This is a genomic window from Paenibacillus lacisediminis (assembly GCF_046567315.2).
Genome location: NZ_JBKIAX020000008.1, coordinates 222,387 through 241,948, shown reverse-complemented (window position 1 = coordinate 241,948; position 19,562 = coordinate 222,387). Strand labels below are relative to the sequence as shown.

The following is a 19,562-nucleotide window of genomic DNA, read 5'->3' as shown; positions in this document are numbered from 1 at the left end:
AGTGGTACCCGCAGCCTGCAGTACCTGTAGCCCCCGGCTGCCGGATTATATCTATTATACATTCATCAAGTTGGAAAGCAAAGCAAACTGCGCAAGATTAACCCCCGCGTTTGGTGGCCCGTTCCTGACGGAGGCCGCCCTAACGGGGCGATTCTTTTCGCTGTACACATTACGCCTCGGCGAACGGAAAAAAGACCGTAAACACCGTTCCTTCCCCCTCCTCGGAGCGGACGCTGATCTTCCCCCGGTGGCGCTCGACGATGCTGAGGCATAAAGCCAGTCCAAGCCCCGTCCCCTTCTCTTTTGTCGTATAAAAGGGCTCGAATAGCTTCTCCCGCTGGCTGGCCGGTATTCCCGGGCCCGTGTCGGCAACAAGCAGCTCCACACCGGAAACGGCCATCCGCGTTTCCAGCGTCAGCTGCCCTTTTCCGTCCATCGCTTCCATGCCGTTGCGCGCCAAGTTCAAAAGCAGTTGCTTGATCTCCTTCACGTTCAGCAGCAGCGCGGGCACCTGCTCATCCAGCTTAACTTCGATCGTCTGTCCGCGCAAATTGGCGTCCGCCCACAATAAAGGCGTCAGTTCCATGATGATGTCGTGCAGATTGCACTGCTCGTTTTCCACCGGGCGGTTCTGCGCCAGCGAGAGAAAATCGTTGATGATTCCGTTGGCCCGGTCGAGTTCTTCCAACACGATCCGGTAATAATGGTCCAGATTGGACGGGCTCTTCTCCCGCATCAACTGCAAAAAACCGCGAACGACAGCCATCGGGTTGCGGAGCTCATGCGTAATGCCGGCCGCCATTTGTCCGACAAGGCTCATGCGTTCGACGTGTCCCCGCTCCATACGGAGCTTCTCCAGTTCCGTGATGTCCTGGACGATCGCTACAGCGCCGATGACTTCCTGGCTTTTTAGGATCGGCGTAGTGCTGGTAAAATAAATATAGTCATCGCTTTGCAGCAGCTCGGATGTTTTGGTTTTTCCCGCAAGCGTGGTCTCCACCCGGGAAGCGAGCTCGCCGATCGGCAAACCGTGAAGGACGTCTTCCGGCTTGCGGAAGATCAGTTCCTCGCGGGCCGCCGCTACCTCGTCATCGCTGCGGTACATTCTGTATAACTGGAGAAACGTATCGTTTATCGATATAATATAACCTTGCTGATCCAGCAGGACGATACCAAGCGGCGCGGCGTCCATCATCTGCTGCAGCCGTTCGGCCTCGCGGAAATATTCGCGCGAGAGCTCCGTAACCTGCTCGCGGAGTTTTTCTTTTTCCAGCGCATTCTCCACCATATGGACAAATAAACTGCCGACCCCTACGGCAACGCCTGCGTTAACAAGAGTGGAAATTAAAGCGCTTAAATCGGAAAATATCGGGAGGCTCCCCATCAGGAACGGAGATGCTCCGATCATCAGCTCGCCGCCCGTGAAACAAAGCGAAAGGATTGCAACTTTGCCGCGGCGGCTGGTCTTTTTGAAATAACGGGAGGCTAAAAATACAAGCGGATAAAGCGGCAGTCCCGTCTCCAATACGATTCCGGCCAAGGTGTAGTTTATTGTGTACAACGGATAGATTATAATATGAAGCGCCGCAAGGACGGCCCCGCTCCGAAATCTGCCGTAAAGAATGAGCGCAAACAGCGGCAGTATTCCGAAATTAAGAGGAACGATGCCCCACAGGCGACAGGCGAACAAGGCGCAGAGCAGCATGCTGAACATGCACGTGAACGTCAATCCCTGGACGTAGGGCAGACGTTTGACGACAGCACCGTTTTTCAGTAAATGACAATTTCCTTTTTCATACGACAACGGAAACAGAAACGCAGGCAAGCTGGCAATGAGCACCTGCAATACGATTTCTTTTACAGCCTCCACGTTCTCCCTCCTCAGGCGGAAGAATACCATTCTAGTTCGATTAAAACATAGGCGACAAAGTTTTACAATAATGCTTGCTTCAGAAAAATATAAATTATTTTAGGGGACAGGTGGATGCGCCCCGCAGTGTTGCATCATTTCAAGAGTTTTATAAATAAGTAAGAAAGTACAAATGGAAAGGATCGACGGCATGGAAAAGTTTGAAGTTATCGTCATCGGAGGGGGACCTTCCGGGTTAATGGCGGCGATCGCCGCGGCCGAACAAGGCGCGAAGGTGGCCCTGCTCGATAAAGGGGACAAACTCGGACGCAAGCTCGGGATATCGGGAGGCGGCCGCTGCAACGTGACCAACAATAAGGAAATCGACGAGCTGATCACTTACATCCCGGGGGGCGGCCGTTTTCTGTACAGCGCCTTTTCGCTGTTCAGCAACCGGGATATTATCGCCTTTTTTGAAAACTTGGGGATCGCCCTGAAAGAGGAAGACAACGGAAGGATGTTTCCGGTTTCGGACAAAGCGAAGACGGTGGTCGACGCGCTGATCGGCAAAGCCCGCGCGCTCGGGGTGCGGCTGCTCGTTCACCATCCCGTCGGCGCAATCGAATACGGGACGGACCGGGTGCGCGGGGTGAAGCTGGCCTCCGGCGAAACGCTGCTCGCCGCCTCGGTCATCGTGGCGACCGGCGGAAAATCGGTGCCGCATACCGGTTCCACCGGGGACGGATACCCTTGGGCCACCGCCGCCGGCCATACGATTACCGAGCTCTACCCGACCGAGGTGCCGATCGTTTCCCGGGAGCCGTTTATTCAAAGCCGGGAGCTGCAGGGCTTGTCGCTGCGCGACGTGGAGCTGTCCGTGCTGAACGCGAAAGGCAAGCCGGCCGTTTCCCACCGGGGGGACATGCTGTTTACCCATTTCGGGCTGTCCGGCCCGATCGCTTTGCGCTGCAGCGGATTTATCCGGGGCGTCAAGCAGAAAAACGGAGGAGCCGACGTGACGATGGCCATCGACCTGTTTCCGGGCGAAAAAGCCGGCGAATTGGAAATCCGCCTGCGGCAGATGGCTGCGGCGGAGCCGAAAAAAGCGCTGAAAAACGTGTTTAAGGGAACTTTGCCAGAGCGCCTGCTGCCGCTGCTGTTCGAACGCGCCGGCCTGGCCGCCGATACGACCTACGAGCATCTGCCCAAGGAGCCCTGGCAGCAGTTTGTCGCCGTGCTCAAAAACTTTACGCTTAAGGTCACGGGAACCCGCTCCTTCGAGGAAGCGTTCGTCACCGGCGGAGGCGTCAACCTCAAAGAAGTCGATCCGCGGACGATGGGCTCGAAGCTGATGTCAGGGCTGTATTTTTGCGGCGAAATTTTGGACATCCACGGCTATACCGGCGGTTATAACATCACGGCCGCCTTCGCGACCGGTTACACCGCTGGGCATCACGCCGGGCTGGCGGCGCTGGAGAGCGGAAGCTATGCCTAGCAGATCGAACCGGGACAGTAGTGCCAATCCTAACGGACCCTAGTGCCGTTATTTGGGTGAAATCAACAGTTTTCAAAATGTAACGGACACCACAGACCTTATTCGGCATTTTGGAGCACGTATCCGGCCATTTTCAAGCAAATAAGGGCTCCCCTGTCCGTTAGAAATTAAAACGGCGGCTTTTCAGGCCAATAAGGGCTTTCAGGTCCGTTAGCCTGCTTGCGGTCGGATCTGCCGTCACCAACGCTCAAGATTTCAGAAGCAAGTTTTACGATCTGCGCAGAAGCAAGATTCCGATCTTTCCATAAAAGCCGCCCAACACGATCGCCAGCAAAACTCCGCAGGGAATCGCCCCCAGGCCTCCCCAAAGCGGCGGATACAAGGTGACCCCAAGCCCGGCCGTAAAGCAAACCAGTCCGGGAAGCAGCAGCAAGGTCATCGCCGGAACGGCCGTGCGGTACTCCAGCATTTCCCCGGGATTCAGCATCTGCATGCCATCCCTGGCAAAAAAGGCGCGCAGATGTCCGCTTAACCAATACATCAGCACAAAAATCAAAACGATATAAACGATGGCATTCACCGGATAAGGCGGAATAACGAGCGCGGCCAGGCCGGCCAGGATCAATTGCCCGTACAGCTTCAGCTCGCTGCCGCGAAAAAAAGCTTTGACGAGCGCTTCCGCGACCCTCGCCTCCGGACTGCGCGACGGCAGCAGCCGGCGCCAGCGCCGGAACAGCCAGGGCCTCGCTCCCGGCTTCGGCGCTTTCGGCTTGTCGATGGCGGAAGCCAGCAAAAGCGCGATCAGCTTCGTTTTTTGCCGTTCCTCTTCACGAACTTCAGCATCAAACCGCCCTTTAAGCCGGAACCTCCACCTTGCAAGCGCGGCCGCTAACATGGCGGCAGCCAGCACGGCAAGCAGAAAGCTTGCCGCTCCGACTGCCGCCCCTGCGGCGGATGCCCAAACCAAAAAAACGGCGCTAAGCAAGCCATAGGACAACCAGCTGTATATGATGCGCCGCCAGCCTGTGGTCAAGACACCCAGCAAATTGGCCAACAGCATTTGCACGGCCTTGAGGCCGTATGTCACGGCAATCCAGGCGGCGATGGCGGTCCCGCTCATCCCGTACACCCGGACAAGCAGCGGGCTTAACACCGCAAAAACCGCGCACAATACCGCGGCCTGCCTCGCCATGGATAACCTCCATCCACGCAGCATCAGCCCCTTTATCCAGCGGGGGCGCTGCCTGAGAAACAATACATCGGCGGCTTCGATATAAAGCGACAGCCCGCCTAGGGAGTACACCAGGAACAGCAGCAGCGCCGGAACGGCCGCAAACGGCAGCGAAACGAGCCAGGCCGGGAGCTCGTCCCGCCAGAGCCCATAGTAGGCCCGCCCTCCCAGCAGCAGCCCGGGGATGCCGATATACAGCAAGATCGTTAGATCAAAAGTGCTGCGCAGGACGCCGAGCTGCAGCCGCAGACGATCCCTCCACCTTCGGAAGAACAAACGGTTTACGGTTAAGGACGTTATATTTTTCATGCGGCATTGTCTCCTTAGGTCAAAGCGTCGAAGCAGTCGAACAGCGACGCCCCCGGCAGTGAAGCGGCGGCGCGAATATCGTCCAGCGTTCCGCCGGCTTGGGTGCGGCCATCCGACACGAGAATAAAATCGTCGCAAACCCGCTCCGCCGTATCCAGCACGTGCGTGGACATTAGCACGCCGGCCCCGCGCCGCCGCTCTTCCTCAAGCAGGCTGAGAAAATCCTTGGTCGCCCGCGGATCAAGCCCGATAAAAGGCTCGTCGACGATATATATGTCCGGGCGGCCGAGAAATCCAACCATCAGCATCATTTTCTGGCGCATGCCTTTGGAGAATCCGTCCGGAAGATGATCCTTCACCTTCGTCATGCGGAATTTTTCCAGCAACAGCCCCGCCTCCCGTTCGAAGCTTTGTTCCTCCATGCCGTAAACGGCCGCAGCCAGCCCCAGATGCTCCCATAACGTTAACGTGTCAAAATAGACGGGATGCTCCGGAATATAAGCGTAACGCTCGGACCCGCCACGAAACCGCACCTCGGCATCCGCGTAAGGCAGCAGGCCGAGAATGGCCTTTAATGTCGTGCTTTTTCCCGCCCCGTTCGGGCCGATCAGCCCGGTTAGCCGCCCCGGCCTCACCTGGAACGAAACGTTTTCGATCGTGGCCTTTTCGGGTTCGTATCCGGCCTTGCGGATCGCCACGTCCAATAGTACATCTGTCAAAATCTTTCACCTGCCGTAGATTGTAATACTATGATTATACCTTAACCGGGAGGGGGGGACACGAGGGCAGGCTTCAAGCGCCTGGCGCTGCCGCTTCGCATTGGGTATAGTCGCGTTGCAGAATGGCCGGACTGAACAAAAGCAGCAGCAGGCCGATGAGCGCCACCAGTCCCCCCGACAAAATAAACGCCGGCTCCGGACCGAAAGCCGTTACCAGAACCCCGCCGCCAAGCGGTCCCGCAACCGCGGCCGTCGAAGTCAAGCTGTTCACCGTACCGAAGACGCGCCCGGTAAAAGCTTCCGGGGTCCGCTGCTGAAGCGTGACTTGAAACGGGATAAACGTCATGCCCGCGCCTAAGCCGGCCACAAAAAAGAGCGGCATAATCGCGGCGGACAACCATTGGCCGGAAGGGCTGAACAGCACCGCGAAACCGGCGAGGGCAAACACGCATCCCAGCAGCGCAGCTCCGGCGCCCATCCTGATCAGCGGCGACCAGCGCCCGAGCATCCGGTTCATAGCGGCGGCAACCAGTGTACCGCCTCCGCTCAGCGCGATGCACCAGCCCAGCAAATCGTCCGCCACCCCGGGAATTTCCCGGAACAGCACGACGGCTTGAGAATCGGCAATCTGCAGTACAAGCAGCACCATGCACAGCGTCAACGTACCGAAGGCGATCAGCGGGATGCCCGCGATGATCCGCATGCTGGCCGAAGCCTCCCGCCAAAATCCAGCCTTGCCCGCCCCTTTCACGGAAGCCGTCTGCCGCGTAATGTCAGGCGCGCCCACTCTCGCCGGCTTACCCGGAACCGCGCACAAAATAGCGGCGGACACGAGAAAGGTCGCCCCATCGATAACAAAGCAAACCGCCACGCCAAAGACAGCCGTTAGCATCCCGCCCAAGGCAGGGCCGATGATTTTGCTGCCCTGCTCGATGATCGCGCTGTAGGACACCGCCTGCTCCATCTGCTCCGGCGGAACGATCTCTTTGATTTTCCCGTTTTGGGCCGGCGAAAACATAACGTCAAATAGATTTAGTAGAATGATCCGGAAATAATATGGCTTATCTGCGGACGGGGGCTATGGATCGCTTTGTTTCCTATTAGTCTTGTGCTCTTAGTATCATCCCCATGAAATAGAGGAACTTTTGGGCCTTATTTTCCGAATTTGAGCCTATTCATCACCATAGGGGAACTTTGGGGTCTTATTTTTCGATGAACAGGTCGGAAGGTGGTCTTTCGCCACTAAATCGTGAAAATAGCGCCATAAAATTCCTCTATTTTACGCAACATGGGGGATGTCGCTGAAATAGCGCCCTTTTCTTCCTTTATGTTGTACCCGAGATCTTCAATAGACTAATTTTGCCGTTTTCTCAAGTCTTCACTTGCCATCATGCTAACGTTATTTCCAGAATCGTCTACTAGGTGCAAACGGGTTGTAATACTGTAACTTTTTTACATTAAAAAGCCGCAAATTGTGATAAATTATATTTTTTTAAAATTCCGATTGTTTTACGATAGCAATAATTCACCTATGTAAAATTATTCACAAATATAAGATAAGGCGGGATGTATATGTTAAAGACTGAGGAAATCGGCACGGATTTGTCCATGCATTTGTACCGGGTTTTTGCCAAATCCTTCAAAAGCGTTAACGAACACGCCGTGACCGGAAGCAAAATTCAAGGCTTCAACCCGACGGCCTTTGCCGTGCTGGAGGTGTTGTATTACAAGGGCTCGCAGCCGATCCAACAAATCGGCGCCAAGCTGCTGCTGCAGAGCGGCAACGTGACTTACGTGATCGACAAGCTGGAAACGGCGGGTCTGCTGCACCGCACCCCCTGCCCGCGCGACCGGCGCGTTATTTACGCGGAGCTTACCTCCAAAGGGCAAGCGCTGATGGATCAGCTGTATCCCGAATTTGCCAACCGGATCGATTATGCCTTAAGCGGCCTGAACGATGAAGAGAAAAACATCATGATCAATCTGCTGAAAAAGATGGGACGCGAAGCGGAAAAGCTGGCCCCGCTGGCGCGTAAAGGTTAATCTGATGCAAAAAGCCTGCGCTCTTGTGTGTGAACCAAGAGATGCAGGCTTTTTGATTACGGCTAATGTGAAGGGTCCATATCCTTGTTTTTATGGTGGTTCAAGGCGTCCCGGTGTCTTCGATCGTTGACCGCTTGCTGCATTTGCTGGGCCTCATGACTGTTGACCGGATCACGCTCCAAATCGGAAACGACGTTGGTCAGGTTTTTGTCTGCCCCTGCCTTGCCTTTGGCCATTCGCTTATCCTCGCTTTCTCGTCATGGGTTCGTGAGCTGTCCGAGAGCTTGGGCACATTCGTGAATATGACGGACGTAATCCCCCGTCAGCTCCTGGATTTGCGCGGTGTGTTCGGCAACCGTCTGCCCGGCGCGTTCAACATCGACCAGTTCCACACGAACCTCGCGCGGGTCCATGTAGGAGCAGGAAAAATCAAAGGAAAACATTTGATGGCCCGCTGCGTTGATATGAATCCGCAAACCTTGGGGATTCGCCATGTCGGCCTGAACCTTGGCCGAATCTCCGGGGTTCAAGTACTCCGGAAGCTGTTTTTTCCACGCGTCTACGAGCGTGTTCTGATCCACGTTCATTTGTTCCTTACTCATGGTAACACCTCCCCTTTCCCGTTAAGATGCGGAGGGGAGGCTTTTTTTATACCGCACCGGCGGTTAAAACGGCCGCAGGCCGGCCGCCCTTCCCCGGTTAAACTCCGGAAGCGTCCGGCGCCGTGCTTGCTTCATCCTCCTGTTCATCGTCCGGTCCCGGGGCCCGGTTGCGCAGCCCCAATACGAAAAGAACACCGATCACGGCCAACACCGCCATCACCATAAACAACGAGTGCAGGCTGGCTCCAAGCACATGTTTTAACTCGCTCCACAGATCGCGAGGCAGCAGATGCACCTTCTCCGGCGACAGCAGCTGGTCGATGTCGCTTTGGGAAACCTCGATGCCCGAAGCGGCGAGGTCTTTGGTTTTGACGGCGATTTGCAGATTGATCAGCGTGCCGAAAACGGTAACACCGATCGTTTGCCCGATCGATTTGACGAACGAATTCAAAGCGTTGGAAGCGCCCCGCAGGCTGTACCCCACCGACGATTGGGCGATGATCGTAAATACGGCGAACGAAAAGCCGAAGCCGATCCCGTACAAGGCGTTAAACAGCAGCAGCGGGAGCAGCGGCGTTCCCTCCGTCATGAACGCGAGCCCGCCGGCGCCGACGGCAACCACCGTCATCCCGATCAAAGAGGTCAGACGCGAGCCGCGGGTAATGAGCATCCGGCTGCCCAGCACGGAGCCGAGCATCCAGCCGATCGACATCGGCGCCAGGATCAGGCCCGAGGCGGTGGCGCTTTCCCCGCGCACTCCCTGCACCCACAGCGGCAAATAGGAGGTCAGCCCGATCAGCAAGGCGCTGGCCACAAGGCTGGCCAGATTCGAGTAAGCGATGTCCCGCACCCGGAACAGCTTCAGCGGTACAAGCGGTTCGGAGGCTTTTTTCTCAACGATAAAAAAGAGGATCAGCGAACAGACTGCCAGCGCCAGGATCAGGATCATCCACGGCGAACTCCAGGGAAGCTGCTGGCCGCCGGTCGCAAGTCCGATCAATAAAGCGCCGACCCCGAGCGTCAAGGTTAGCGCACCTGCAACATCGATTTTGACTTTTCTTTTCTCCACCCGTTCCCGCAAATATTTAATGATAAAAAATAACGACAGCAATCCGAACGGTATATTGAAATAGAACACCCAGCGCCAGTTGAGCGAATCGACGAAATAACCGCCCAGCAGCGGCCCGACGAGCGAGGAAATCCCCCAGACGGAGCTGATCCAGCCCTGGATTTTGGCGCGTTCTTCTATGGAAAAAATATCGCCGATAATCGTAAACGTCACCGGAAGCAATCCGCCCGCGCCGATCCCCTGCAGCGCCCGAAAGCCGATCAGCTGCTCCATGTTCTGGGCCATCCCGGAAAATATCGAACCAGCCAAAAACAGCAGCGAGCTGATGACGAACACCGGCCGTCTTCCGTAAAGGTCGCTGATCTTCCCAAAAATCGGCGTCGCCACGGTCATCGTCAGCAAATAGGCGGTAAACACCCAGCTCAGCAAATGCGCCCCGCCCAGATCGCCAACGATTCTCGGCCCGGCCGGCCCGATCACCGTCCCTTCGATCGCCGCCAGAAATGTCGAAAGCAGCAGCCCCAGCAAAATATAATTGCGTTGTAACCCGGTTTTCAAAGGTAAAACTTCCTTTCCTCTCACACTACATGTCATTCATCCGTAAACTCAAATTATAATGGAACACGCTGGAAAAGAAAAGGACCGCGGTCCGGAGCGATTTTCTCCGATCCGTTGTCCAGTTTAGTACAGGCAACCGCCCGGCTTCTATTATAGTCCCGCTTGCTTTACAGTCATAGGAAACCCGGACTGCGATCCCGTTGCCGCACGGTTGTTTAGTCCCGGCTTCATTACCCTTATATGTCCCGATGACCATTTTACAACATTCTGGAAATAAGCGTTTAGCGGGATTCCCTGTCCATCCGGCTTCCTTGATAATAAAATGGAGGAATATTCCTTGATAACCATTTTGAGAGGAGAGCGCTGATGTCACTATTTTTGAAAAGACTAATTGCAATATCCTTCAGCTGCCTGCTGGCCTGGACAGGTTGGCCCTGGAACGGTATGGCCGCCGCGTCTGCGGAGCAGCCGGAGCCGGGGACGCCGAAAGTCGAGTGGAGCTCCGATTACGGACAAGCTTTTAGAACGGCGAAAGGAAAAGCGGTTGTCTCCGCTGCGGACGGAGGATACGTTGCCATCGGGGATGTATCCACCATTTCAAATTTTTATGGTTACGTCATAAAAGTGGATGAACATGGCCGCACCCTATGGGAGAAAACCTTGGATGTTGACGGAGAACCCGATATAGAAGACGTTTCGGTCTCTGAGATCATTCCTGTACGCGATGGCGGTTATTTGGTGGGCGGGTCAACGATGGACCGGACGGAAAGACCGGCAACCACCCTTCCCTATTTGGCCAAGCTGGACGAACAGGGAAACGTCGAGTGGTCCCGCTACTACCACCTTTTGGATTACACTCATTTTTATGCTGGATCCGTAAGCGAGACTGCGGATGGCGGGTTCGTTGTTACGGGGTACAGCGCCAATTCCGGGTTTTTGGCTCCGGTTTACCTGCTGAAAGTGGATCGGGAAGGAAATGAGGTGTGGCATAAAACCTGGTGGATTGGTGACAACCAGTCTTTTAGTGAAGTATTGAGCACTTCGGACGGCGGGGTGCTGGCAGTCGGTAGAATCGACAGTACGGCAACTTCGGATTCCGACGCCTCCCTGGTCGTGAAAGTGGACGCGAACGGCGAAGTGGAATGGGAAAAACAGCAAGTGTTTCCCGGCAGCGGCCGCTCCGCTTGGTCCGCACAGATGACTCCGGACGGGAGCTTTATCATTTCCGGGATGATGTATCAAGACGGAATGCGAGTCACGTTCGTATTCAAAATGGACGGTAACGGAGAGATCCTATGGGAGAAAACCTACCCGTTTGCGGAGGGGGAACATTTCTTCCGTCAGCTAGTTTCGACCCCGGATGGCTATGCGTTGCTGGGAAGTTACACCACCGGCGACTATCCGGATCAGCAGACGCAGTATCAAATTTTGCGGATCGACAACGACGGGGAAGTAACCGGACATCTTCAGTTTGCAAGCCCGGGATTGGACTCGGTCGGGAAAGGTACGTACACCGCGGATGGCGGCTTTCTCATGACGGGTGAAATTAGAGAAAAGAACAGCCTTCCCTTGATGCAACTAATCAAGGTGAAGGGCCAAGGCCAGCAGCCCCCGGCGAATTTGCAGGAACTCCGGTTTGATCAACCGGCCCTGGAGCTTGGCGTCGGCGAACGCCGGCCTAGCGTCGTTCAAGCGGTCTATGCGGATGGAACCGCGGCGGTCATTACGAACCAGGCCGTACTCACCTCACTGAATCCGGAGATCGCCGCCGTGGATAGTGACGGATTTATTACCGGACTGTCCCCTGGGACAACGGAAATCGTCGCCGAATATGAAGGCTTCTCCGCAAAGCTGCCGGTGACGGTGGCCGTGACGGATAACCCTTCCGAAACGCCCGGACGGTTTTACCTGGACTCGGAGGATTATTCGCTGATGGCCGGCGGTGAACTGGATACCCTAGCCTTCTTCACCGACGAGTTGGGCCACGCCTCGATCGTGAACGGGGAAACCCAGTTTACGATCGCCGATCCCGAAATCGCTCAAGTGAATGAGCGCGGCTATCTCCTCGGCCTCAAGCCAGGGTTCACTTCCGTGACGGCCGTTTTCCGGGAGCACACCTTTACGGCAAGCGTGCTGGTCGTGAAGCCGTACGTACCGGTGCCGCAGGTGCCTGGTCCGCCCGAACCGGTGGATGAGCAGCCATCGGCCCCGGAAGCGCCGGAAGTGCCGGAAGTGAATGAAGTAAATGAAGTGAATGAAGGGCCTGAGGTGCCGCCGGTGGTGGAATCACCGGTAGACCCGGCCTAACCTGAAGCGGATGCGGGGCTGGTGGGGCAGCCGGTGATCGAAACACCGGCTGGGCCCGTCGAGCCTGAAGCGGACGGGGGACTGGCGGGGCGCCCCGCTGGTGACAGAAACACCGTCATGCCGGTCAAGCCTGAAGCTGGCGCGGGACTGGTGGGGCTGCCAGTTGGCGAGACGCCCGCTAAGACAGACGAGTAGCCTGGAATGCTGGCCGAACCTGCTGTAGATGGGCTCCAGTTGCACCTTCTGCCCCTGAAACGGCGGACGGCTTGAAATAGCCTCACAGCCTGGATAACAAGCCCGAACCTTAACAACAAGCCCGAACTTGGTTCGGGTTTGTTGCTTTTGCCCCAGCCTCGCAAGAGTTGTATTGCGCCGAAAAAACCTACATCACCCAGCTACCTGACCCCGAGAACTCCAGGATAAAAATAAGGACAAAAAATGTCGTTATTCCAGCGGCATCCATCCATTTGCGAGAAATAGCGGAAATTTATGTCGCTATTTTCCCTGGTCGTATGGAAATGCTCGTGTTCTGGACTATCCATAGGAAAATAAGGCCAAAAAATGCCGCTAATGGCGATGAATACGTTAGGCTCCGGATAATAAGTACATAAAGTTCCGCTATTTTGATGGCCGACGGTTGGTCGTTGTTCGGTTGGTCTTTGTTCGGTTGGTCGCTAGGTTGCCAGTTAGATTGGTGGTTAGAATAGCCGGATGTTAAGCGCACTCCCTACACCTACTTCCGATATTTCTAGGTAGAACCAAAAAAGTGGCTCAAAAACAAAAATCGGTGCTTGATTGCGGGATAAGTGGAATAGTGTAAAAAAGTGCGAAAAAAATCTAACGGTTGTGAGCGACGCTAATTGGGTAAAAAAGAGCGGATACGAAATGTAACGGTTGCCATCGAGCTTATTATCCGTTTTATCGGCAGTAGTGGGGTGGTTTCGCCTAAATAAGCGCGAATACAACCGTTAAAAAAGAAATATCTGCCTTTTCGGTCGAATAAGCTCGATGACAACCGTTAGCGTAGAAAATGTTCCGGATAGCTTGATTCTTCGAGATTAACCCGTTAGTCATGCGCCGATTTCCAGGTTAAGTGCAAAAAGTACAGTCTGTCATAAAAAGTACGGTTAAATTCTGGCTCAAGACCAAAATCAGTGCTTGACAAAATAAAAGATGACGGAGATAGGGGGTGTTGTCTCTCCAAATCACTTTGCACGATTATCCCTCTGGTTCAGGCAGCCAAGTCACCCGATCAAACGGGATAATCGTGCAAAGCCCCCGGATCACGAGTCTCGCTTCAGGCCACGGTCTGTTGCCGGCTTGACTGTCAAGCACTGATGATTAGGTTGAACCTAAATTCTTATTATACATTTTCTGCGGTTGGCTCATTCCGTTCCGGATGAACCCGTAGTTACCAACCTGCCTTCGCGCATCGACCACTGCCCAACCGGATTTCCTGCAAAAAGCTCAGGCTCATGGGTGATCACGATCAGCGAAGCGCCGCCGGCCAGAGCCTGGCGGCAAAGGGCGATCAGCATGCGCACGCCGTTATAATCGATGCCGGCCGTCGGCTCGTCGAGGATGTACAGCTTTTTGGGGCTGATCATCGACGCGGCGATGCTGAGCAGGCGCTTTTCTCCTCCGCTCAGCAAATAGGGTGAAACCCCGGGCTTGTTCTGAAGCCCGATCGTTTCGAGCAGCTCGAGCGCCCGCCGGTTAAGCGCCTCCGGCAGTGGATCGCGTTTCTTCAGGCGCAGCTGGCAGCGTGGTCCGTACAGCAGCTCGTCCCACACGGTGGCGGCGACGAACTGCTGCTCCGGCTGCTGGAAGACATAGCCGATGTCCGCCGCCAGCTTGTACAAAGACAGTCGGGCCGCATCCTTGCCCCGCCAAAAGACCGCGCCTTTGGGCGGACGGAGCAGCCCCATGAGCAGCCGGGACAAGGTCGTTTTGCCGGAGCCGTTTTCGCCGCACAGCAGCCGCCATTCGCCAGGGCCCAGCGTTAAGTCGACACCGGAGAGTACCGGCGCACTTTTAGGGGCGTAAGCGAAGGTCAGGCCCCGCACTGCGAGCAGCGGGGCGGCTGCGGGCGCCTGCTCGGCTGGCGGCGCGGCGTTGGCAAGCGGCGGCTGCGGCAGGTGGGCGCCTGCAGTGATGGCGGGCAGCGGCTGCGGCAGGCCAGCCTCTTCAGGAGCCGCCGGCGGAAACCCGGCCTCCGCGGCGGTGATGGCCCCTTTGGCGGCGGTCAATGGAGGCGCTACTGCAACAGCGCTGGGAGCGGCATCCGTGAGCGTTGGTGCGCTTGCCGCCGAAGGGACCGCTGCCGGGAGGGCTGTATGGCTAGCGCCTGCCCCCCCGTTTTGCGGCCCCGCGGCGGCCATAGAGCCGGCCCGGGGCTGCGCCCGGCCCAAGGCCGCCGTCGGCGCAGCCGCTTCGCCTGCGGCGGCGGTGCCGACGGCCCGTGGCGGCGGTACCGCGCCCGCCGCGCCGCCCCGGGCTGCTGCTGCGCCTCGCGGCAGCAGCCCCAGCCCCTCCATCCGCGCGCGTTCGCCGCGGATGAGCTCGTCCGCCGGACCGTCCATAACGACGGTGCCGGCGTCCAACACGACGAGCCGCGGCGCCGCAGCCGCGAGCTCGTCGATCCGGCCGGACAGCGTCACGACGGTCCGGCCTTCGCGGTGCAGGCGGCGCAGCAGCGCCAGCAGCCGCGACCTCGCGGCGGCGTCCAAGCTGGCCGCCGGCTCGTCAAACACGAGCAGCGGCGGCTCCAGCGCCAGCGCCGCAGCGATCGCCGTGCGCTGGCGCTGGCCGCCGGACAGCGCGTGCACGCGCACCATCCGCTGCGGCGTCAGCTGCACCGCCGTCAGCGCATCCGCGACCCGCCGCTCGATGCCGGCGGCGGGCACGCGCAGGTTTTCCGGGCCGAAGGCGACCTCGTCTTCGACCCGGCCCTGCACGAGCTGCGCATCGGGATCCTGAAACACGACCCCGATGCGCTGTGCTACGGCGGCGATTTCCGCCTCCGCGGGGTCCGCGCCGAAGACGAGCAGCCGGCCCGTCCGCACGCCGCCCCCGGAGCGCGGGAGATACCCGCTCAGCAGCTGGGCCAGAACCGATTTGCCGCTGCCGCTTGCTCCGGCTACGGCAATCCACTCCCCGGCGGCCGCGCGGAGCGTTACTTCGCGCAGCACCGGTTCCACCCCCGCCTCAAAACTGTAGCCGACTCGCTCCAAATCAAAGGCCGGAGCCGTCATGTCAGGCTTTTCGCTCCCCGGCTGACCGCAAACCGGCGCAGCAGTCCGCTGCGCGCCAACCCGTCGCCGATCAGTTTCGTCAGCAGCCCGCAGAAAACAACTCCGCTCAAAGTGCGGACCACGAGCGCGGTCAACAGCACCCCGGTTCCCCATTTCGTATAACCGAACATCTGCGCGGCAAAGAAAAACCAAACCGGCACCATCGCGCCACCGGTCGCCAGCACGACCGTCCAGCCCCACTTTTTATAACGCGTCAGCGCAAAAATCCCCTCAGCGATCACAAGATAACAAGCCGCAGCGGCAAAGCAGGAAACGATACCGTAGGCGGAACCCATAAACGACTGCACCACCGCCCCGATTCCGTATGTAATCAGCCCTGTGCCCGGCTTGCGGATAATGTAATAGGCCAGCAATCCGTAAACCATGTACAAACCGGTAATCGTCGAAGTCGCGATAGGCCCCCCTAGTCCGTTCAATGCTTGATTAACCGGCGACAAATATACGGTCATCACCGCGTTGGCCGCCGCCAGCATAGCCATCAGCACGATATCCAGCGTCGTAAATTTGGCAAAAGCGGTTTTTTTCGTCGATTCGTTCATATCTGTTTTGTCATCCTCTCCCAATCAATTGTTAACCACAAATTAAAATTTAGGTTAACAATCACGGCGCGTCAAGTCCTTTTTTTCGGACCTAACCTAAATAAACCATAATCCGGCGCTGAAAATCACACTGAACGCCATCAGCCACACCCCATTCCGGGACAAAGCCGCCTCCCGTAAAAACGTCCGCTCCGGATATGCCCCAAAGCCCTTGGCGTCCATCGCTCCGGCAGTCTGCTCGATCCGGCGGATCGCCCCGGCGAACACCGCCAGCAAACTTCCCCGAACCTGCGTCAAACGTTCCGCCAATCCTCTAGGTCCTCTGGCAGACCGGATTTTACGCGCATCGGCGGCAACCCGCCCCTCCTCGGCCAGCAGCGGCAAAAACGTCAAGGCCATCGACACGCCGAAAACAAAGCGGTAAGGCAGCTTGAGCCGGGTCGTCATCATGACGACGAACTGCTTGGGGTCCGTCGTTTCAATATAGATCAGCGAGGATATAAACAGGCAGAACATCCGCAGGCAGACCGCTGCTCCCGCGGAGAGCGAGTTTACCGGGATTGACAGGAAGCCGGCGGAAATCGCCTCCCCGGAGGGTGGCGCGGCCAAAGCGGTGACGGCAAATAACGGCACGCCGAAACCGGCGATGTACCCCATTCGTCTACCTAGCTTCCCCCAAGCCATTCCGGCCCCGTACCTGGCGGTCCCGACCAAAAAAAGCAACATAGCGCTGAGCGGCACCGCCTTATCCCAATGCATGCTCAAGCCCGCAATGCAGAGCAACGAAACCAGTTTGCTGAGCGGATCCAGCACCTGAAGCGGGACGCGCGCCGTATGCATTTTTTCCATCGTTATCACGTCCCTCGTTGTTAAATGCTTTTTGCATACTCTTTTTTGAGCAATGAGTACATCAGCAGGTCGACAAAGCCCTTTTCCGTCTGCTGGTATTCCCGCAGCAGCCCTTCTTCCTTAAACCCAAAAGCCTGCAACAACTTAAGTGATCCGGCGTTTTCCGGCTCCACCAGCGCTTCGATCCGGTTGAGCCCCATCGTGTCGTAACCATAGGCCAGCAGCATTCTCAGCGCCTCCGACATATATCCGCGCCCCCAGTATTCCCGCCCGAGATCATAACCGATCTCGCCGCGGTAAGCCCCGGACAGTTCCCAAACATTATATCCGCAGCTGCCGATCAGTTTCCCTTCTTCCTTCAATTCGATGCCAAAACGCATCGCATCTTCGCTTTCGGACAAACCGTTCAGCAGATTGATCATGTCCCAGGCTTCTTCCACGGAGGCAAACGGAGGTACGTTCATATACCGGGTAACTTCCGGATCGCTCCAATAACGAAACATCACCTCGGCGTCGCCGCGCTCCATTCTCCTTAACCTCAGCCTTTCGCTTTCCAGGACAGGAATATTCCCGCCGCATTTAAACATGTGCCGTCCTCCTCTCTTTACTTTAGAATACAAAACCGGAGGTTTCGGCAAACGCCGCCCGCTCCCCGGCATAATTATAGCTAATCATATCGAAGAGTCCCCGTCAAAGGTAAGCGGCAATTTTCGCACGCTATGATTTTCTTGCCGTCTTTTCGGTGATACTATGGTCTACAGATAGAGCTTTATGGATAGGTTTCGACTCTAAAAAAAGGAGGGAAAACCCGGATGATCCTCTCTTTCGGCATCACCGTTCTGCTGCTGGCCGCGCTGATCTCCGGCGGTCTGCCGCGTTACGCCCTTCGTCAGATCACGCAAATGCGGTTGCAGACGAAAGAGCGCATTTATGAATATTTGGAGCGTACGGGCGTCTATTCCTTGGACCGGTTTGACCGTCTGGACAAACGCAAGGTGCAGGTCACGTCGCAGGACGGCCTGCAGCTCAGCGGGTACGTGCTGGATTTTTTTCCGAAGAGCCCCCGCTGGATGATCATCGTTCACGGTTATACGGTTTCACTGCACGCCTCGACGCAATACATCGACATGTTTCGCGAGACGGGCTTCAACATTTTGCTGATCGATCAGCGGCGCCACGGCGGCAGTCAAGGCAAATATACGACATATGGATACTATGAAAAATATGACGTGCAAACCTGGGTAAATTGGATTTTGGAACATTACGGGGAACAAACCGAAATCGGTCTGCATGGCCAATCCCTTGGCGGAGGAACGGTATTGGAATATCTAAGCATCGCGCATCCGAACGTAAAGTTCGTTATTGCCGATTGCCCTTACTCCGATTTGACGGAACTGATGCGGCATCAATTCACAAAGCTGAACAAGCTGCCGGCATATCCGCTGCTGCCTTTGGTGAACAGGCTTTTGCAGCGCAAAGCGGGCTTCCGGCTCGACCAGGTCAGTCCGATCAAAGCGGTGGAAAAAAGCCGCCTGCCCGTCTTATTCATCCACGGAACGAAAGACAACTACGTTCCTACCTACATGAGCAAAGAGATGTACCGGAGTAAACCGGAACCAAAAAGATTGCTGCTGATCGAAGGCGCCGTCCATGCCAACGCCTACGGCGTTGATCCGAAACGCTACAAAGCGGAAGTGCATTCCTTCATTCATGAGGTGCTTGGCGCGGAAAAGGTAACGGAAGCAGTGACGGCGGCTTATTTGCCGAGCATCTGATTTTGAGCCATGACGATGTAATGATCCAGACGTTGGCTTAATTCCAATATAGCGCCGCTGCTGAAGTTGTCCTCCACTACGGCGTTCATCAGCTCGGAGCGCAGATGCTCAATCGTCGCTTTAAGCTCGTTGCTTACTTTTTTATGTTTTCGATAGGTTTCACTGTACACTGGTGTCGCCATAAAATCACCTTTTCTACGATCTTTCCCCTATTTTACCTCATGATGCCAAAAAACATATTTTGCAAATTTGATAAAAAATAGCACACCGTGTCGGAGTTTGTAAAATAAACGAACCTACCCTTCGGACGCGAGCTGGCTTATAATAGCTTTATCGCGTAGCGCGGCTTACGGACCTGATCCGGAAGCGAAGTCAAGGAGGGAATACCCTTATGTTTCACGCAAACGAATTCTCAGGCTCCCGGGAAGAGCGGCAAAACGCCGTATTGTCACAGCTTCGGGGCTTGATTTATGAGGAGAGCAGCAACGTGGCGAATTTGGCCAACGCCGCCGCGTTGCTGAATTTTTATTTGGACGATATCAACTGGGTCGGGTTTTATCTTTATGACGGCAAGGAACTGGTGCTCGGCCCGTTCCAAGGGCTGCCGGCCTGCATCCGTATTCCGCTGGGCAAAGGCGTCTGCGGCACCAGCGCCGAGCGCCGGGAAACGCTGCGGATCGGCGACGTGCACGAATTTCCCGGGCATATCGCCTGCGACGCGGCTTCCAACAGCGAAATCGTCGTTCCGATTGTCAAGGACGGGCAACTGTTTGGCGTGCTCGACATCGATAGCCCGAACAAGCGGCGGTTCGACGAGTTTGACCAGGCTTTCCTCGAGCAATTTGTGGCCACGCTGGCTGAGCAGCTTACCGTTGGCTGGGGTTAATTCGGAACCGCGCATCA

18 protein-coding genes and 1 pseudogene are annotated in these 19,562 nt (G+C 56.3%); 6 read left to right on the top strand and 13 right to left on the bottom strand.

Going from position 1 to position 19,562, the window contains the following annotated elements; genetic code table 11:
• Window positions 1–169: 169 nt before the first annotated feature.
• Complete coding sequence (locus tag ACLD72_RS17600; RefSeq protein WP_410998626.1) at window positions 170–1,870, bottom strand: two-component system sensor histidine kinase NtrB; 1,701 nt, start codon at window positions 1,868–1,870, stop codon at window positions 170–172.
• A 172-nt stretch (window positions 1,871–2,042) separates the two neighbouring features.
• Between ACLD72_RS17600 and ACLD72_RS17595 the strand changes: the two genes are divergently transcribed.
• Window positions 2,043–3,344 carry an NAD(P)/FAD-dependent oxidoreductase gene (locus ACLD72_RS17595; RefSeq protein ID WP_410998628.1) on the top strand — a complete coding sequence of 434 codons (1,302 nt, stop codon included), beginning with the start codon at window positions 2,043–2,045 and terminating at the stop codon, window positions 3,342–3,344.
• A gap of 268 nt (window positions 3,345–3,612) precedes the next feature.
• On the opposite strand, the gene ACLD72_RS17590 is transcribed toward ACLD72_RS17595, so the two are convergent.
• The 3 genes from ACLD72_RS17590 to ACLD72_RS17580 form a co-directional block, all read right to left on the bottom strand.
• Window positions 3,613–4,884, bottom strand: coding sequence for an ABC transporter permease (locus ACLD72_RS17590; protein WP_410998630.1), 1,272 nt, complete (start codon window positions 4,882–4,884; stop codon window positions 3,613–3,615).
• Window positions 4,885–4,898: 14 nt separating this feature from the next.
• The gene (locus ACLD72_RS17585; protein ID WP_410998632.1) at window positions 4,899–5,603 is read right to left on the bottom strand and encodes an ABC transporter ATP-binding protein; all 705 of its coding nucleotides are present in this window, start codon (window positions 5,601–5,603) and stop codon (window positions 4,899–4,901) included.
• Window positions 5,604–5,676: 73 nt separating this feature from the next.
• Window positions 5,677–6,645 (bottom strand): MFS transporter, encoded by a 969-nt coding sequence (locus ACLD72_RS17580; RefSeq protein ID WP_458476088.1) that lies wholly within the window; start codon window positions 6,643–6,645, stop codon window positions 5,677–5,679.
• Window positions 6,646–7,175: 530 nt separating this feature from the next.
• On the opposite strand from ACLD72_RS17580, the gene ACLD72_RS17575 reads away from it, so the two are divergent.
• Window positions 7,176–7,646 (top strand): MarR family winged helix-turn-helix transcriptional regulator, encoded by a 471-nt coding sequence (locus ACLD72_RS17575; RefSeq protein WP_251592229.1) that lies wholly within the window; start codon window positions 7,176–7,178, stop codon window positions 7,644–7,646.
• Window positions 7,647–7,708: 62 nt separating this feature from the next.
• Here the strand turns inward: ACLD72_RS17575 and ACLD72_RS17570 are convergent, their stop codons facing one another.
• The 3 genes from ACLD72_RS17570 to ACLD72_RS17560 form a co-directional block, all read right to left on the bottom strand.
• Window positions 7,709–7,882, bottom strand: coding sequence for a hypothetical protein (locus ACLD72_RS17570; protein WP_251592231.1), 174 nt, complete (start codon window positions 7,880–7,882; stop codon window positions 7,709–7,711).
• A 21-nt stretch (window positions 7,883–7,903) separates the two neighbouring features.
• Window positions 7,904–8,248 carry a hypothetical protein gene (locus ACLD72_RS17565; RefSeq protein WP_251592233.1) on the bottom strand — a complete coding sequence of 115 codons (345 nt, stop codon included), beginning with the start codon at window positions 8,246–8,248 and terminating at the stop codon, window positions 7,904–7,906.
• Between the two features lie 97 nt (window positions 8,249–8,345).
• Entirely contained in the window at window positions 8,346–9,911 is a 1,566-nt protein-coding gene (locus tag ACLD72_RS17560; protein WP_410998635.1) for a DHA2 family efflux MFS transporter permease subunit, read from the bottom strand.
• Window positions 9,912–10,253: 342 nt separating this feature from the next.
• On the opposite strand from ACLD72_RS17560, the gene ACLD72_RS17555 reads away from it, so the two are divergent.
• Window positions 10,254–12,182 (top strand): hypothetical protein, encoded by a 1,929-nt coding sequence (locus ACLD72_RS17555; protein ID WP_458476078.1) that lies wholly within the window; start codon window positions 10,254–10,256, stop codon window positions 12,180–12,182.
• Window positions 12,183–12,282: 100 nt separating this feature from the next.
• The gene (locus tag ACLD72_RS17550) at window positions 12,283–12,405 is read left to right on the top strand and encodes a hypothetical protein (RefSeq protein WP_458476077.1); all 123 of its coding nucleotides are present in this window, start codon (window positions 12,283–12,285) and stop codon (window positions 12,403–12,405) included.
• Between the two features lie 1,162 nt (window positions 12,406–13,567).
• Here ACLD72_RS17550 and ACLD72_RS17545 read toward each other — a convergent pair.
• The 5 genes and pseudogenes from ACLD72_RS17545 to ACLD72_RS17525 form a co-directional block, all read right to left on the bottom strand.
• On the bottom strand, window positions 13,568–14,788 hold the full coding sequence (locus ACLD72_RS17545) for an ABC transporter ATP-binding protein (protein WP_458476087.1): 1,221 nt from the start codon (window positions 14,786–14,788) through the stop codon (window positions 13,568–13,570).
• 189 nt (window positions 14,789–14,977) lie between these two features.
• Window positions 14,978–15,436, bottom strand: a pseudogene (locus ACLD72_RS17540) (ABC transporter ATP-binding protein); the annotation flags it as partial.
• Window positions 15,433–16,035, bottom strand: a complete 603-nt coding sequence (locus tag ACLD72_RS17535) for an ECF transporter S component (RefSeq protein WP_410998641.1) — start codon at window positions 16,033–16,035, stop codon at window positions 15,433–15,435. The gene ACLD72_RS17535 and the pseudogene ACLD72_RS17540, both read right to left, overlap by 4 nt.
• 96 nt (window positions 16,036–16,131) lie before the next feature.
• Complete coding sequence (locus tag ACLD72_RS17530; protein WP_410998643.1) at window positions 16,132–16,884, bottom strand: energy-coupling factor transporter transmembrane component T family protein; 753 nt, start codon at window positions 16,882–16,884, stop codon at window positions 16,132–16,134.
• Between the two features lie 20 nt (window positions 16,885–16,904).
• Complete coding sequence (locus tag ACLD72_RS17525) at window positions 16,905–17,471, bottom strand: GNAT family N-acetyltransferase (protein WP_410998645.1); 567 nt, start codon at window positions 17,469–17,471, stop codon at window positions 16,905–16,907.
• Between the two features lie 225 nt (window positions 17,472–17,696).
• Here ACLD72_RS17525 and ACLD72_RS17520 point away from each other — a divergent pair, with 225 nt between their 5' ends.
• Window positions 17,697–18,659, top strand: a complete 963-nt coding sequence (locus ACLD72_RS17520; RefSeq protein ID WP_410998647.1) for an alpha/beta hydrolase — start codon at window positions 17,697–17,699, stop codon at window positions 18,657–18,659.
• Here ACLD72_RS17520 and ACLD72_RS17515 read toward each other — a convergent pair.
• On the bottom strand, window positions 18,641–18,841 hold the full coding sequence (locus tag ACLD72_RS17515; RefSeq protein ID WP_410998649.1) for an aspartyl-phosphate phosphatase Spo0E family protein: 201 nt from the start codon (window positions 18,839–18,841) through the stop codon (window positions 18,641–18,643). The genes ACLD72_RS17520 and ACLD72_RS17515 overlap by 19 nt on opposite strands.
• Window positions 18,842–19,050: 209 nt before the next feature.
• Here ACLD72_RS17515 and ACLD72_RS17510 point away from each other — a divergent pair, with 209 nt between their 5' ends.
• Window positions 19,051–19,545, top strand: a complete 495-nt coding sequence (locus tag ACLD72_RS17510; protein ID WP_410998651.1) for a GAF domain-containing protein — start codon at window positions 19,051–19,053, stop codon at window positions 19,543–19,545.
• Window positions 19,546–19,562 lie beyond the last annotated feature (17 nt).

Excerpts from the sequence above, each read along its gene's own strand:
- ACLD72_RS17595 (WP_410998628.1), top strand. The coding sequence starts at position 2,043 with ATGGAAAGGATCGACGGCATGGAAAAGTTTGAAGTTATCGTCATCGGA.
- ACLD72_RS17590 (WP_410998630.1), bottom strand. The coding sequence starts at position 4,884 with ATGAAAAATATAACGTCCTTAACCGTAAACCGTTTGTTCTTCCGAAGG.
- ACLD72_RS17575 (WP_251592229.1), top strand. The coding sequence starts at position 7,176 with ATGTTAAAGACTGAGGAAATCGGCACGGATTTGTCCATGCATTTGTAC.
- ACLD72_RS17570 (WP_251592231.1), bottom strand. The coding sequence starts at position 7,882 with ATGGCCAAAGGCAAGGCAGGGGCAGACAAAAACCTGACCAACGTCGTT.
- ACLD72_RS17565 (WP_251592233.1), bottom strand. The coding sequence starts at position 8,248 with ATGAGTAAGGAACAAATGAACGTGGATCAGAACACGCTCGTAGACGCG.
- ACLD72_RS17560 (WP_410998635.1), bottom strand. The coding sequence starts at position 9,911 with ATGACATGTAGTGTGAGAGGAAAGGAAGTTTTACCTTTGAAAACCGGG.
- ACLD72_RS17535 (WP_410998641.1), bottom strand. The coding sequence starts at position 16,035 with ATGAACGAATCGACGAAAAAAACCGCTTTTGCCAAATTTACGACGCTG.
- ACLD72_RS17530 (WP_410998643.1), bottom strand. The coding sequence starts at position 16,884 with ATGGAAAAAATGCATACGGCGCGCGTCCCGCTTCAGGTGCTGGATCCG.
- ACLD72_RS17525 (WP_410998645.1), bottom strand. The coding sequence starts at position 17,471 with ATGTTTAAATGCGGCGGGAATATTCCTGTCCTGGAAAGCGAAAGGCTG.
- ACLD72_RS17520 (WP_410998647.1), top strand. The coding sequence starts at position 17,697 with ATGATCCTCTCTTTCGGCATCACCGTTCTGCTGCTGGCCGCGCTGATC.
- ACLD72_RS17515 (WP_410998649.1), bottom strand. The coding sequence starts at position 18,841 with ATGGCGACACCAGTGTACAGTGAAACCTATCGAAAACATAAAAAAGTA.
- ACLD72_RS17510 (WP_410998651.1), top strand. The coding sequence starts at position 19,051 with ATGTTTCACGCAAACGAATTCTCAGGCTCCCGGGAAGAGCGGCAAAAC.